10 protein-coding genes are annotated in these 15,641 nt (G+C 61.6%); all 10 read right to left on the bottom strand.

What is annotated here, in order from left to right:
- Nucleotides 1–34: 34 nt before the first annotated feature.
- Entirely contained in the window at nucleotides 35–619 is a 585-nt protein-coding gene (locus tag EXW71_RS23245) for an aminodeoxychorismate/anthranilate synthase component II (protein WP_134660331.1), read from the bottom strand.
- Complete coding sequence (locus EXW71_RS23250) at nucleotides 616–2,016, bottom strand: anthranilate synthase component I family protein (protein WP_134660332.1); 1,401 nt, start codon at nucleotides 2,014–2,016, stop codon at nucleotides 616–618. The genes EXW71_RS23245 and EXW71_RS23250 overlap by 4 nt, the downstream gene beginning before the upstream one ends.
- Nucleotides 2,013–3,338, bottom strand: a complete 1,326-nt coding sequence (locus tag EXW71_RS23255) for a phenylacetate--CoA ligase family protein (protein ID WP_134660333.1) — start codon at nucleotides 3,336–3,338, stop codon at nucleotides 2,013–2,015. The genes EXW71_RS23250 and EXW71_RS23255 overlap by 4 nt, the downstream gene beginning before the upstream one ends.
- Nucleotides 3,335–8,833, bottom strand: coding sequence for a non-ribosomal peptide synthetase (locus EXW71_RS23260; RefSeq protein ID WP_256657107.1), 5,499 nt, complete (start codon nucleotides 8,831–8,833; stop codon nucleotides 3,335–3,337). The genes EXW71_RS23255 and EXW71_RS23260 overlap by 4 nt, the downstream gene beginning before the upstream one ends.
- 33 nt (nucleotides 8,834–8,866) lie before the next feature.
- On the bottom strand, nucleotides 8,867–9,985 hold the full coding sequence (locus tag EXW71_RS23265; RefSeq protein WP_134660335.1) for a DNA glycosylase AlkZ-like family protein: 1,119 nt from the start codon (nucleotides 9,983–9,985) through the stop codon (nucleotides 8,867–8,869).
- A gap of 32 nt (nucleotides 9,986–10,017) precedes the next feature.
- Nucleotides 10,018–10,752, bottom strand: a complete 735-nt coding sequence (locus tag EXW71_RS23270) for a flavodoxin family protein (RefSeq protein WP_104995203.1) — start codon at nucleotides 10,750–10,752, stop codon at nucleotides 10,018–10,020.
- 91 nt (nucleotides 10,753–10,843) lie between these two features.
- Nucleotides 10,844–12,199 (bottom strand): serine hydroxymethyltransferase, encoded by a 1,356-nt coding sequence (glyA, locus tag EXW71_RS23275; RefSeq protein WP_104995204.1) that lies wholly within the window; start codon nucleotides 12,197–12,199, stop codon nucleotides 10,844–10,846.
- Nucleotides 12,196–13,197, bottom strand: coding sequence for an alpha/beta fold hydrolase (locus EXW71_RS23280; protein ID WP_134660336.1), 1,002 nt, complete (start codon nucleotides 13,195–13,197; stop codon nucleotides 12,196–12,198). Before EXW71_RS23280 ends, glyA begins: the two co-directional genes overlap by 4 nt.
- Complete coding sequence (locus EXW71_RS23285) at nucleotides 13,190–14,359, bottom strand: hypothetical protein (protein WP_134660337.1); 1,170 nt, start codon at nucleotides 14,357–14,359, stop codon at nucleotides 13,190–13,192. Before EXW71_RS23285 ends, EXW71_RS23280 begins: the two co-directional genes overlap by 8 nt.
- A 644-nt stretch (nucleotides 14,360–15,003) precedes the next feature.
- Nucleotides 15,004–15,573, bottom strand: coding sequence for a DJ-1/PfpI family protein (locus EXW71_RS23290; protein WP_104995207.1), 570 nt, complete (start codon nucleotides 15,571–15,573; stop codon nucleotides 15,004–15,006).
- Nucleotides 15,574–15,641 lie beyond the last annotated feature (68 nt).

The raw sequence follows: 15,641 nt of genomic DNA on the forward strand, positions 1-15,641 counted from the left end.
TCCGGTCGGCACCCAGGGCTTTCTTCTTGAGCTATCAGCCCATGGCGTGGACGTTGGCCAATGCCAATGAGTTACGGATCATTTTGATCCCGTGGGCGGTGCCGACGCTCTCGGGGTGAAACTGCACGCTTTCGATCGGCCGGGTACGGTGCCGTGCCGCCATGTTGACGCCATCATCCGAGTACGCTGTGGCCACCAATGGGCTTGATGTTTGCGGCTCGGTGATGGCCAGCGAGTGGTAACGCACCACAGTGACGGCCGACGGTACATCCTGGAACACGCCGCGACCGTCATGATGCACCTGGGCGTATTTGCCATGCTGGGTGGTCGGTGCACGGCTGAGCTTCCAGCCGAAATGTTCGCCCAGTGCCTGATGGCCCAGGCAGACACCGAAAATGGCCTGCTGCTCATCCATCGCGCGAATGATCTGCGGGTAGCCATGATCTTCGGGAGTGCCCGGCCCCGGACCCAGAACCAACAACTGGGGTTGCCACTGTCGGTATTGGGCGATCGGATCATCGTTGACCCGAACTACCCGTGTTTCTGCACCCACGGCCGAGTAATACTGCTCGATGACATACACAAAGCTGTCGAAGGCGTCGATCAACATCACTTTCATGCGCAGGCTCCCATCGCTCGGGAAAACGACTTGATCTTCGCTCCCGCTTCATTCCATTCATCCTCGGCCTCGGAGTCAGCGACGACTCCCGCCGCCGACTGCAACACATAGCGTCCGGCGTTGCCGACAATGGTGCGTATCGTCAGTGCCAGCACCGCGCTGTTGGCTCCGGTGATATAGCCGACACAACCGGTGTACAGCCCGCGTGCGGTGCCTTCCAGCTCGGCGATTATTTCCATTGCGCGGACCTTGGGTGCGCCGGTCATGGTTCCCGCCGGGAAATTGGCCACGATCAGATCCCAGACATCGCATTGCTCGCGTACTTTGGTTTCCACAGTGGACACAAGGTGCAGCAAGGACCCGTAAGTGTCCTGCTGCATGAACGAACTCACCTGGACGCCCCCGGGGACCGCGCACCGGGCCAGGTCGTTGCGCGCCAGATCGACGAGCATCAGGTGCTCGGCTGCTTCCTTGGGAATCTTGTCCAGCGGACTGCCGCGCTGATCCTCCCGGCTCATGGTGCCGGCGATAGGCCGGACCTGGGCCACGCCGTCCTGCAGGCGGATCATCAGTTCAGGACTGGATGACACGACATGCAGGTCGGCAAGGTCGAGGTAGTACATGTAGGGCGCCGGATTGACCGTTGCCAGACGTTCGTAAAGATCGACCGGAGCAATCGTCGCGCTGCACACGGCACGCCGGCACAACTGCACCTGATAGATGTCACCGGCGCGGATGTACTCCTTGGCCCGTAAAACGGCGGCACAGAAGTTCTCGCGATCAGTGACGTCTTCGATCACCGCGACTTCAGTGCCGAACCTTGCAACAGGTGCCACCGGCGGATTGCGCAGCACGGTGAACAGGGCATCCAGTTGCGCTGCCGCGTTGTCGCCGGTATTGAGTACGTCGATCCGCGCCGGACCTTCGGGAGCTTCGTAGCGGACGACATGCCGATAGACCCGCACCACTACCTCAGGGACATCTGGCTCGATGGCAATCTCCGGCAGGTTTTCGACAAACCGCGCGGCGCTGTAGCCCAGCGCCAGCACCAGCGGAAAGCCCTCCGGCAGGGCCAGCGTCTGGGTGACGCGTCGCAGGCGTTCGCACAGGCTCGCTTGCGAATTGTTCAGCAACTGCTCGCACGCGGCCTGGGCCCACTGGAACGGGGCACCGGTCGAGATGTGCCAGGTGTCGTTGACCAGTTTCAACTCCAACAACAGGTCGATCATGAAGGTGGTCTGGTTACCGTCGACCGGCAGAAATCCCGCACCGGTCTCGAACAATGCCGGGCACGGATACAGCCCCAGCAGGCCTCGCCGCACCTGGGCAAGCGGCGCGGCATCGCTGATTTCGTGGTGCTCCACGCTCCACAGCGGGATGGGTTGTAATGAGCTCACAGGACGGGCTCCCGTTGATCGCGGATACGTGCATGCTTCCAGGAAATGTAGGCACCGGTCTCGGTCCTCGGGTCGAGGCTCTGCGCCAGTTGCAATTGGACCGAGGTGCCGAAATGGCCGGCCATCTGCTCCTGTACCTCGGCCAGCGAACGTTCACCGATCCCTGCCACCATCGACACCTCGACATAGTCGCTGCCGTCGCTGGCGGAACAGATCCTGACCTCGTAGCCGGAGACCCACTCGGCCGCCGTCAGCACCGCCGACTCGATCAGAGCCGGGAGTACCTGGCGACCGGCCAGGGTCATCACATCACTCACCCGGCCAAAGACCCGCAGGCAACGCGAACGATTGCCGCACCCGCATTCTTCGGCGGAATGCAGGCGCGCCAGGTCGCCGGTGCGGTAGCGGATCAGCGGTTTGGCGCCGGGTACGAGCATCGTCAGGCACAGCTCGCCGATATCGCCGCCCATCCCGGGCACCGGAAGAATCTCCGCCAGATAGTTGGTCTCGGAAAAGTGCAGGTTGCCGTTCGGGCAACCGGTGGCCACTGCGTGGGCTTCCTGAGAGCCATACAGGCCGTGGGTGCAATGCGCATCCCAGACCCGGGCAATATTGCTCAGCATCTGCGGCGTGCACAGTTCGCCCAACACCATGATCTGCCCGACTGCTGTCGCGCGCGGATCAATCCCCTGACTCACATAGAGGCGGGCCAGGGCCAGCGCGACGGCGGGTGAGCAGATCAGCGAGCGGACACCGAGGTCGTTGATCAACTGGGCGGCTTTGACCAGGCCGACCCGAGGGCTTTCCGGCCATAGCCGTACGTAAGGAATGCCCAGATTGCGGCAGACCTCGCCATAGGTATCACCGAACGCGTAGAGCTCCGACGGCCCCATGATCGCGGTGAGGGCATCAGTGGTGCCGAAGGTCGACTGATACAGGTCGGCAACAGCTTTCTGCACATAGGCGCCGCTGGTTTCGACATCGATCGCCGCGCGCGGGCAGGGGGTTGGCAGCCCGGTGGTCCCGGTGGTCTCGTAATACACCGCGATCTGATCGAACGGCAGGCTGCAGACTGCGCGGCCCACGGCGCGCAGGTCGTCCTTGGTGGTGAACGGTACGCCGTCCAGCGCCGGCAAGGCGCTTGGACTGCCCGCTTGCGAGCGCAGGTGATCGGCATAGAACGCCGAGCGTTGCGCGACATAGTGCAAGACTTCCCCGGCCCGTTGCTGCCCGTTGGCCTGCAGCGCCTGCGGCGTCGTGCGTCCATCCAGGTAAGCGTCCACATCATCCAGCCATTGCTGGTGCAGGTTGTCTCTGATCATGACTCGGTCTCCGCGTTCAGGCACTTGGCAAACTCACCGATGGTCTCGGTGAGCATGAGGTCCTCCAGCTCAATGGGCTGTGACAGCCTGGAGCCAAGTTCGACCTTGATCTTCATTGCCGACAGCGAGTCGCCGCCCATGTCGAAGAAGTTGTCGTCGGGCAGTACTGGCTGTCCGAGATGCTGGCTGATCACACCAATCACGATGCGCAGGGTGGATTGCGAAGCCTTGCCATTGGGTTCTTTCATGTCATTTCTCATGGTTTCTCTCAGGGCCAGCACATCCACCTTGCCGTTCTTCGACAGGGGCAAGCGGGGCAACGACTGGACAGTTTTCGGCACCATGTACGCGGGCAGCCGTTGGCTCAAAGTCAACGTGATTGCAGGCGCCAGTCCGGGCTCGCCGACATACACCAGGGCAATTTGTTTGGGATGCCCGTCGGGCCCCGGCAGTGCTATCGCACAGGCCCGCGAGACGCCGGCGCAGGACTCTGCGACGCTCTCGATTTCTCCCAGCTCGATGCGCAGACCATTGAGCTTGATCTGGTTGTCAATACGTCCGAGGATCTCGATTTCGCCGTTAGGCAGGTAACGCCCAAGGTCGCCGGTGCGGTACATGCGCCGCCCGCTGCGCGGGTGCTGGACAAAGGCCTTGCTGGTCAGTTCCGGCTGGCCGATGTAGCCACAGGCCAGGGAAACATCGCTCTCTACCAGCATTTCCCCGGGCACCCAATCCGGGCAATCGGTCCAGTCGTCGGCCACGATGTGGTAGGCAGAGTTACGCATGGGCGCGCCGTAGATCACCGAACGCACTCGCTGGCCTTCTTGTTCGTCGATCTCGTGCAACACCGACCAGTTGGTGGTCTCGGTGGGACCTCCGCAGGAATACAATCGCGCGTTCGGATACAGCGCCCTGGCGCGTGGCAACAGTGGCAGTGGAATCCAGTCGCCTGCCATTACGATGTTGGCCAGCGAATCCACCGCGCAGAAACTCCGTGCAGTTTCCGCAACACTGCACAGCAGGTCCATGATCGCCGGAACACAGGCCCAGAAGGTCACACCGTTACGCCGCTGGAGTCGTAGCCAAGCATCGGGGTCCGGGCCCGCTGCCTGAGCTGGCACCACCACCGAGCCGCCGTGCAGCAGGGGGCCGAAGATATCGAAGACCGACATGTCGAAATGCAGGGCTGCAGTGGCCAGATGGCGAGTGGAGGCATTCAGGCCAAAGCGCTCGACGACGTCATAAACGTGGTTGACTACTGCGGCTTCCGGGATCTCGACACCCTTGGGGTTACCGGTAGAGCCGGAGGTGAAGATCACATACGGCGAGTAGTCCGCAGCCAAAGGTGGGAGAGTCAGCTCCGTGTTCTCGGCAGTCCAGTAATGCAGGTCCTCATCGGTCAGTACCAGCCGCTGGACCTGCTCCGGCAACGGGGTATCAATACCGGCGATAACCGTGTGCACTCCGGCCTGCGACAGCACAGAACGAATACGCTCGGACGGCAGATCGATATCCACCGGCACATAACCGACCCCGGCCAGCAGGCAGCCATAGACAGCCGCGTAGTGGCCGCTACCCTTGGGCAGGACGATGCCGACAAAACGTTCATCAGGGTTACGTGTGTGTCGGATCATCTTGCTGATCCGTGCCGCGGCCCGGCCGATTTCACCCCAGCTGTAGCTCCTCCGGGTATCGATCACTGCGGTTTCCCCGGCGCGCTCGGCAATCCGTGCCAGTAGCAGGTCACGCAAGTGAACCTGCGGCACGGGGGCCTGAGTCGCGTTTACGGCACGACGTATGTCAATCTGCGCGGCGGGGCGCAGGTCAAGCCAGGTGCGTTGCCAGATCTCACTGTCGTCGGCCAGTTGCTGCAGCAATGTGCTGAATGCGCCGAACATCGACTCCACGACTTCGGGGCGAATGACCCCGGTGAGGTAATCCCATTTGAAGTACAACGTGCCTTCGGATTCGCGCAGTTGCACATCGAGGGTGACTTGCGGTGTCTGCGAGACGCCGTAAACCTCTGGCCCAAGCACCGCCACATCATGGCGTCCTGGGTGCCCGAGCAGGCTGGTGAGTACGATCGGCATCAGTGGTGCGCCGCCACTGCGTCGGACCCGGGCCAGCTCGCGCAGCACCTCTACACCGTTGAAAAGGCGATGATCCAGCGCCTGCCAGATGGCGCCCTGCAGTTGCTGGCCACGAATCTCGAGGGTGTCGGCGGCCGCGGTTTCATAGGGCACCAGCAAGGTGTTGGTGAAGTCACCGACAACCTGGTCGATATCGGTAGTGACGGGCATCCGGTCGGAGACCGGGAAGTTCAGGGTGAAACGGTCTTCTTCGCTCCAGCAGCGCAACACTTCGCACAAGGCCAGCGCGACCACGCCGGACGGCGATATGTTGCGCGCCTGCGCCCGGGCCTGCAGTCGCTCCCAGGCATCGACGGCGAGGGTGCCTTCGTGTCGCTCGAAGTGCGACGTACCGCTGAACTCTCCAGGCTCCAGTTGAGGCAGGCGCGGGGCTGCCGGCAAGTGATTGATCTTCTCCAGCCAGTATTCGCGGTCGGCCTGGTACTGGGCGCTCTTGAGCACTTTTTGCCGATAGGCGACGTAGTCATGGAAGCTGGTCTGCAGCGCCGGAAGTTGTGGATCATCTTCCAGATACAGATCAATCAGGTCGGGAATGATCACCTGGAAAATCGACCAGGCGTCGGCGATCAACATGTCGATGCACAGATGCACTCGGCTGGCGCTGGCACTGAGGCGGCTGATGCGGAACTGGAACAGCGGCCATTGCGTGGTGCCGATTTCTTCGTTGGCCATGCGGTCGCGAACCGCATCGATCTCGCGCTCGATCTGCGCGCCGTCCAGAGCACTGAGATCGACATATTTCACCGCTTGCGTGCCGTCGACGTCGCCGATGCTCTGACGGCCGCTGGCATCGATGGTCATGCGCAGCATTGGATGTCGCTGCACCAGCAACCCCACGGCACGGGTGAAACGCTCGCTATCGAGGGCTTGCACTTCCCACTCGAAATACCCCTGGCAGCCGACGCCGCCGTAGTCGTAGAACGAACCACGACCGATCCACAGCGCCTGCTGGCTTTCGTTGAGCTCGAACGGCAGCCGTTGCTGCTCTGCCGGCAAGTGCTCGAACGTCGGCAACTGAGTGTTGTGCGAGGCATTGGCCAGGCGCACCAGATTCGCCAGGACCGGCTCCTCGAGGAATGCCCCCATTTGCACATGAATGCCATGCTTGCAGGCCAGCTCGCCGACCATGCGCAAGGCGCGCAGGGAGTCGCCACCGGCGTCGAAGAAGCTCGCCTCCAACATGGCTTCGTCACAGAGCGTCCAGGCCAGCCAGCAGTCACGTACCGCGTGGTCTGCCGGGCTCTGCGGGACAAAAACGGTCTGGTTCGCATCGCGCTCGATCGGGCTGACCTGCAACGCGCTGTAGTCCACCTTGCCATTGCGCCCGAGGGGCAGGGCGCCGGTCAAGATCTGGCTGGGTTGGGCTGCCGGATGCAAGCGCGCGGCCAAGTGCTGGCGAACCCGGGCGACCACTTCGTTGGCACCGGGAGCCAGCTCCAGGAACAATGCCAGCGTCGCGCCGAGGTCATTGCTCAAGCAATTGGCCGCGGCCTTCACCACGCCCGGAACTTGCAGCGCGGTGATCTCCAGTTCAGTCAGGTCGACCCGGTGGCCGCGGATCTTGACCACCGAGTCGGTACGGCCAAAGATTTCCACGGTGCCATCGGCCGCCATGCGCGCCCGGTCGCCGGTGCTGTATTGCAAGGCCGACGTGGCGTCCAGAGTGTTGCCACGAAAGGCTTTCCTGGTGTCCTCGGGATTGACATAGCCCACCGACAGCGTTTCGCCGGTGATGATCAACTCACCGACACAACGGGCCGGCAGTTGTTGGCCGTTGCGGTCGACCACGTACATCCGGGCGCCAGGAATCGCGCGGCCTACCGAGGGTAGCAAGGTGCGGCGCGGGGCGCTCAGGTCTTCGATGGAAACTACGGCGGCTTCTGCGGAGCCGTAGACATTGATCACCCGGTAGCCGAGGTCGCTCGGCGGCCATTGCTTGCAGCGTTCACCGGCGATCAGCATGGTGCGCAGACCGGTTCGGGTGTTCGTTGCCCACAATGCTTCGGCAATGGAAGTCATGGCCAGTGTGTGGTTCATGTCGCCTTCAAGTAGCCAGCGTGCCAGCAGGTTGACGTCCTGTAGCACCTGGGGCGCGGGAATGCATACCGTGCCGCCGGCACACAGAACCGGCAGGGGGTCGACTTCGACCATCCCGTAGCCGGGCGACGACAGCCATGAGCCGCGGCTATGCTCGCCAAGTCCGGCCTGCTCGATGACAGCGTCGAGGGTCGCGGCCATCCCTCGATAGGACAGGCAAACGGCTTTGGGCCGTCCGGTACTGCCGGAAGTCCCGGCGATAAAACAGGCTTCATTGGTGCTGTCGACCCACTTGCCGTGCTCCCAATCGACGAGGGTAGGACGGACCTGCATCTTATCGATATCCAGCAGCGGAAAGGTCAGCAGATCGCACGCGCGTTCGGTGGTGCTGCCAGCGGTCAACACCGCATGCGGGCTGCACTCTTCGATGAAGGCACGGATGCGTTCATCGGGATGCGCCGGGTCGATCAGTACGCAGGTACCGCCCATGCGTTGCACGGCGACGATCGCGACCAGATGCTGCCAGCCGCGTTCCAGGAACAACGCCAGGCGCGGGCTCGAACGGCGAGAAGTGACGCGTTCGCGTATGTGCTGGACCAATGCCTCGGAGGCGTTCCAGAGCTCGGCGTAAGTCAGGGTGCGATCGCTGTTGTCATCGACGATTGCCGCAGCCGAGGGTTTGCTCTGCACATGCCGGTAAATGCGCTCCACGAGAAACTGGCGTTCGACGGCCTCGGCCGGGGCCGGGCGGCCCGGTTGGAGCGCGGGCGCCGGCAGGGCCTTGGAATCAAGCACACGGGCGCAGGCGAAGGCCACCAACTCCAGTAATTCCAGGCTTACCGCCGGGGTCATGTAATCGCTGCGTACCGACAGTTGGCAGCGGCCCTCGTGCACCAACAGCCAGACCGGTGTTTGCGCCGCTGGCAGGTGCTTGCCATCGCTGATCTCGATATCGGCCCGCAATTGCGGCTCGCCATGGGACGCTTCGGCACTGTTGCGCAATTGTGAGATGTAGTCGCGAGCGTCTTCTGCAAGGTTCAATGTCATGCAATCGACGCTGAGCAGTGACGGCTTGGCGTCATCATGTATTGCCAACGTCAGCCGGCCTTCCGGACTGAGCAGGGAGCCCAGAACCGCAGCGACCGTGACCAGGTCATTAATGGTGGCCGTCAGGCCAGCGGGCAAGACGATCTCTTGCTGTTCTCGGGTGTTGTCTGCTGATTGCCCGGCCTGTGGTTGCGCAAAGGCGTCCCACAGGCTGCGCTCACTCCCTGACAGCGATTGTGGCGCTTGGGGTACTGATGTCATGTCGTCCCTCATCTTGTTCATGCTTCCCTGTTTTCACGCTGTGAGTTCGTTTTCGATCTGGTGAATAGCCCCGATCTGCTCCGCCAGAACCGTGGCAGCTTCAAGCACGGCTGCACGTTCCTGGTCAGTCAGTGTCGAGGCATCGACTGCGATGACGCGTTTGCTGCCCTTGGCCGCCGTGTGCCAGGTCGCGGCAGCCCGGCCACCGATGAGCACCACCGGCCGGCCGTTACCGGCCGGGTCGTAGCCGCCGATGCGTTCCAGTTCAAGGCAGTCGCGCTGCCTGGAACCGGGCGCATAGCCCATGACCAACGGGTCCCAGGCCGGCAGAAAGCGGATCTGCTTGCTCGCGGGTTTCTGCTCGCGTTGCATGAACTGCTCAAGACGCGCTTTCCCGGCCTCGCTATGCCACATCTGATCGGCGACCCGGCAGGCTGCACAGCCTTGAAGCAGCGCGCGCGCGGTCTCCTTTGAAACACCGAGCCACCAGGCAAGGTCATCGACCGTGACCGGTCCATAGTGCTCGACGTAGCGCCCGGCGATGTCACGCAGCAACGAGTCGCGGTCCAGTGGCGCACCGTCACCCGGCAACAGGCCTTCAGGTGCAGCTGAATACAGCCAGCGGTTCGACCAATGATTGGCCGCTGGTATGCGAACCAACGCGCCGTCATAGGTCGCCACTGACGTCAACGCCCGCGCCTGGGGCGCCGGCAGTTCGAGTGCTCTGGCGATGTCTTGCAAACGCACGGCGGCGCCTGTGCTCAAAGTGATCAGCGCAGGCAGCAGGCGTCGGTAATCGTCCAGGCCAAGCCCGACGTCCCGTAGCCGCCACTCGTGGCCTGCCAACGGCAGGCGAGTGGCCGCAAAGACGTTGCCTGCCAGCTCGCCGGGCAGCAGGAACTTGGAGCGTCGCATACCCGGGATACGCAACAACTCGCTGTCGTTTTCTTTCGCCAGTACGCTCTTGCGATCAAGGTTTTGATTGCGTGCCATGACCGCCAGCCAACTGGTGGGTCGCGCCGAATAAACGCCGATATAGGCCTGTGCTATCTGTGCCACCGTTGCTTGTGCAAGGCGCTCGAAATGTTCCGACACCATCCATTCCCGCAGGAGAATGTCAGTGAGGCCATTGCAGGCAGTTCTAATGCTCATATGATTCTCGATTGGCTCTGGGGCTGCGCTGTTCAGTCGCCGACGACATCGAAGTTGCAACTGCGAGTGGCCTCGACCTGATACATGTCGGACTTGGTCGGTACGAAGAACTTGCCGTCGTTACCCTCGCGATGGCGTTCCCCAGGCACCGAGACCGGCAGCGCCGGCTGCCCGGTGAGTTGTTCGTAGTCGCGGATCAGACGCGTCATGGACACCATGCGATCAAGCATCCGACGCAGCATCTCCATGCCTTCCTTGTCACCCAGCACTTCGCCTTTCTTGTCGCCTACGAGCATCGCCGGGAAGCCGTAGCCGACCATGATCATTCGGTTGAGCAAGGCGCACTGGAGCATCTGGTTGTAGACCTCGACATGGCCCATGCGCCGACCAGTGACCATGACCCCGGCCACTTTGTTGGTGAGGGTGCGGTCGTGGCGCAGGAACCCGGTGCCGACCCGTTCCAGGAACGCCGACATCAGAGGGGTTGCGCCAAAGCCATGCACGGCACAGGCGAAGATCACGCCATCGCTGGCTTCCATGAGGCGCACGGCGCGCGCGGCGTCATCTTTCTGGGCGCAGGGTTCGTTGCGAAAATTGCAATCACCGCAGGCCCCGCAAGGGTCGATTTTGGCGTTGGCCAATGAGAACACTTCGAGAATGACATCCTGTTTTTCCAGGTACTCAGCCGCCCACTCCAGCGCCCTGGCATTGTTGCCATCCACCCGTTCCGAGCCATTGATGGCGACATACTTGATCTTGTCCGTCATGGTGCTTCTCTCTCCTTAGAGTTTTGCCTGTTCCCAGGCACGATGATCGGCGGACCGTCGTGCCATGCCTCCAGCGTTGCCGGAGACTGTTTTAGCGTGCGAGGTAATCGGCGATCGGATACTTCGCGCAAAGCGCCTCGGCCTCTGCGCAGAATTGCTGGCGTAGGAGCGGATCGAGGGTGAACTCGCTGTCACCGAGCGGCGTTACCTCGTCCAGGATCCGGCAGAGCAGGTCGACGATCTCCCGGCAACCTTGCGGGTCGACATGACGCTGGGCGAGGGCGCCGGTACCTATGCGCAGGCCGCTGGTGACGAAAGACGAGCGGGTTTCGCCGGGCACACGGTTCTTGTTGACGACGATTCCACAGTGCTCCAGCGCGGTCTCGGCGATAGCGCCGGTCATCGCTGCACGCAGGCGGATCAGAATGGTGTGGTTCTCGCTGCGACCACCCACCACTTCATAGTCCCGGGCCTGGAATTCGCTGGCCATTACGTCCGCTGCAGTGCGGATGCGCTGCATCTCGGCATCGAACTCAGGGGTCATGGCGTACCCCAGTGCCGCGGCCTTGGCAGCCATCATGTTGACGGCCGGTGCGCCTTGCATCCGCGGGAACACCGCCAGTTCGAGCACGCGGCTGAACGTCGCTTCACGGCCAGGGACTTTTTCGTGGGCGTCACGGCCGGAGAGAATCAGGCCACCACGCGGGCCGGCGAGCTGCTTGTGGGTACAGGTGGTGGTGACGTGCGCAGCGTTAATCGGGCTTGGATGCCGCCCGGTTGCCACCAGACCGGCAATGTGCGAGATGTCGGCCATCAGGATGGCACCGGCTTCGTCGGCGATCCGGCGGAAGCGCTCGAAATCCACGACTCTGGAGTAGGCCGTGGCACCGCAGATGATCAGTCGCGGGCGATGTTCCAAAGCCAGCCTGCGGACTTCGTCGTAGTCGATCAGGCCTTCCTTGGTGGTGCCATAGCCAATGGCGTTGTAGTAAGTGCCCGAGAACGTCACGGGACTGCCATGGGTCAGGTGGCCGCCGTTATCCAGAGCCATGCCCAGCAGCGTGTCGCCAGGTTCGAGCAAAGCCGCGAGTACTGAGTAGTTGGCGCTGGAAGCCGAGTGCGACTGCACACCGGCGTACTGCGCAGAGAACAGCTCGCGGGCGCGTTGGATTGCCAGAGACTCGACCAGGTCGACGTTCTCGCAACCGGCGTGATAACGGCGTCCGGGCACACCTTCGGCAGTCACGTTGACCAGTACGGAGGAGGACGCGGCCAGGGTGCGCGGCTTGACCGCGCAGCAAGAGGCCACCAGCGAGAGCGTGCGTTGCTGGCGAGCGACCTCGGCGTCGAGAATCCGCGCCAGTGCGGCATCATGTTCCTGCAGATCGGCCAGGCCCCGCTTGAGCAGATCAGCCTGGGTCAGAAGTGGTTGATGATTGACTGTCATGACTTGCTATCCCTTCCTTTGGTGGTTTGTGCTGTAAAAGCCAGTACGGTTTCCTCGACCTCGTGCGCATGGGTACGCACAAAGTAGTGCCCGCCACCGGCGAGGGTGGCGGCTTGGGTGACGTTGATGAACTTGCCCCATTGCGCCAATACGACTTCAGGCTCGGCGGTGGCCGGGTCCTCGTCGCCCAGCAGCACCAGTGCAGATACGCCGTTGGCCGGGTACTGTGTCAGGTAGCGATAGGCTTCGCAGGCGATCAGGTGGTCTCTTCGACCGCGAGCCAGCATGCTCTCGACCTGAGTGTCAAACAGCCCGGTGAAGGCCCCCAGCGATCGCAAGTAGTCGGTCCAGATCTGGTCCGAGGTGGTTTCAGCAGCACGAATCGCGGCGTCTGCATCCAGTACCGGGCGTGAGGCGGCCACCACCAGAGCGAGATGGTTGTGGTGGGCGGCCATGCTTGATGCAATGCACGCAGCGGTCGCCGCGCCTGCGCAGTGGCCATAGATCACCAGATGGGCAGCGCCGATTTCTTCGATTTCGCTGGCAAGGCTGTCGAGCAGACTTTGAAAATCCGCGGCGTTCTCCACCTCGGTATCACCGAAGTCCACGCCGAACACCTGCACATCCGGATTACCTTGAAACAGATTGCGGTAGGCCGTGGCGTCTCCGCCGCCGAAAGGCACCGCAATCACCGCAGTCGAACCCGCGGCTGCTTGAACGTCGCCAAAACAGACCAGACGTGCGGCTTGTCGGGCGGCGGCGCGGACAATGCGTTGAGCAAGTCCCGCTGCCGTCGGGTGCTCGAAAAGAGTCACTATGGGCAAATTGCAAGACAGCCGCGACATCACGCGAATCGCTTCAAAGGAGTCGCCGCCGAGGTTGAAGAAGTTGTCCTCGTGGCCAACACTCGGCAGGCCGAGCACCTCGGCAAAAGTGGCGCAGACGCGAGCCACTTCATCAGCCAGAGCGTGTTCATCAAGCTGGATGTTTTCAGTCATTCCATTCACTCCTATCCATAAATACATCAGCGAGTTCATTGAGCAGATTGGTGGCTGCGCTGGCGTCGCAAAACGGTCCCTCGAGTTCCAGGAGCAGTTGCGAAGCGCCGGTACGCCGTATGTCGATGCCGACCGGAAAAGTTGCACTCATCACATGTGAAGCCGGTATGCCGCGTCGACCGGCACCATTGATGAACAGCTCGGACGCGCGGCAGCAGGCCAGCGCCTGGCGCGCCGCCGGCGAGCGACGGGCGCATGCTTCAAGGCTGATTTGCCCGGGCAGCACAAGCGCTCCAGGGGTCGCCACAGAGCGTGGAACAAGACCCGTCATCATGCCGATGGCATCCTGCTGGTGAGCCTCGCGCCAGTTGTGCGACGAACACAGGGTGTCGCCTTCGGCGATAACAGCGGCCCGCTGCAGGCAGTCCAGGAGTTTCGCTACGGGCGGCTTGTCGGCATTGATTGATGCGATGTCCAGGGTGCGTTGCAGGCTGATGCGCTGCCGTTGGATGTCGAAGGCCAAGCGCCCGGTTTGCAGCAAACGCACGGGGGTCATGGCGTGCGCCGCAGCGGTCAGATGCGCGCCATCAACTTCCGCGAGCTGTGTTTGCGCCCGGATGTATTCGCCATGGCGTTCGCGCCCTCGACGCATGCACATCAGGGCCGAGTCGATATCTTCTGTTTGTAGCTGTCGTGCCAGCACCTCAAGGCTATGTTCGTCGGCCAACCCATGATGGATCGAGACCAGGCAGTGCACTCCAGCGCGGGTGGTCAGGCTGCCGACGGCAAATAGCGCAGTGCCGGATCTGACAGCCAACTGAACCTTGCGCAAGGCTTCTGGAACGCCGTCTTCCTCCAGATCAAGCACTGCAAGATACTGGCCGAGCGCTTCGCCCCATCCAGCGATCACCAACTGACGCAAAAGTCTAAAATCCGGATGGGTCGCGGTTTTGAAAGGTATGACGATGGAAACTTCCTGAGCGACCCCGGCATAGATGCCTTGGGCGACCAGGGCCTTGGCCTCGACACTCAGACTGGCATCGGCAAGTGCTTGCGTCATGCTCATCTGCTCGGTCGATTCTTTGTTCGAGCGTTCAACTGTTATTTTTGACACGTCAGGTCCTCGGCGCATAGGCAGCAGCCGGCGGCGATCTCGATCCATTGAGGAGTACATTCCCGGGCAGTCGCATCTCTCCCGTTCAGCGGGAAAGACATAGAACGCGCACAGGTTTTTGTACGACAGACTCAGTCAGTCATGTCGTAAAAATGTGTCAGTTATTTGCTGGCTATGAGCGGGCCAATCAATTTCTAAGGCGCACGCTAAGGAGAGAGCCTGACGTCATCTCGGGCAGGGCTCTGGGGGTATGGGAAATATTGCTTACAGCATTTCGCTCATGGGGTGAGGTGCTGAAAGCTGGAGACACAGGCGAGTGCGGCAGGCATCGAGCCACAGTCATGTCGGCAGAGAAAAACATTTAGCCATTCCTTAGCTTTGGTCGAAAAGTGTCGCCTCTTGGCGAACTCAACAATGCATCCTTTGACGCGGCTCCAAACTCGTCCTGATGGAGCCAAGGAAACCCCCTACGCGTCATGTGGATAACTTAAGTCGGAAATGTCGTAATCGCAAGTAAGATTTTTCCGATTATTAAAAAATTGTCGGACGATCTGAGACTGCGGTTCGGCAGTGAATAACAAAAAGGGGCTTTTGTCAGCGCAGTATTGGAGGAGTGGTTCAACGGTGAAGTGCGCTACGGCCCGGTAACAGGCCGCAGCGCCGAGGTGAGGGGAGAAATAGAGGGAAAGGGTTCAGCCGTGAATATGTTCAGCCGCATGCATGGCCAGGTAGGCATCCAGCTTCTTGTCGTTCAAACCCAAGGTGTCGAGAATTTGCGCCATGAAACTGACCGGCGCGCTGCCGGGAGCCGTGACCACACCCTGGTCGGCAACAGCGTACGGTACGTCCTGGTAATAATCTGCTCCGCGATAATGCACCTGCTTCAGGTTGTCAACGCAATTAGAGGTGTGCTGCAAGTGATCCAGCACTCCAGCCTTGGCCAGTACGCGGGTACCGTCACAGATTCCCGCCACGACGATATTCCTGTCGTGGGCCTCACGGACCAGCGCCTCGATGGCGGGTGCCTTGTCTGTTTTCCAGATTGGGCCTCCCGTCACAATCAGCAAGTCGACATCGTCCAGCCGAATGACCTCGATGGCCAGGTTGGGGATGATGGTCATGCCTCCGGATGATGTCACTTGCTTGCCACCGGGAGCGGCAAAACAAGTCTCGAAGCCATAGTAGGCTCGGCCCGTGGAGTTGATCAGCGCGGGCTCCCAGTCAGAAAAATTTTCGGTGAGAATAGTAACGGCACGTACCATTTGAGTGTCCTTCTCAAGTTTCCATGATGATCAGCAGCAACCTGCCCAGCAGGGTTTTCCAGGTGGGC

The organism is Pseudomonas sp. BCA17 (assembly GCF_004519405.1).
Lineage (GTDB): Bacteria > Pseudomonadota > Gammaproteobacteria > Pseudomonadales > Pseudomonadaceae > Aquipseudomonas.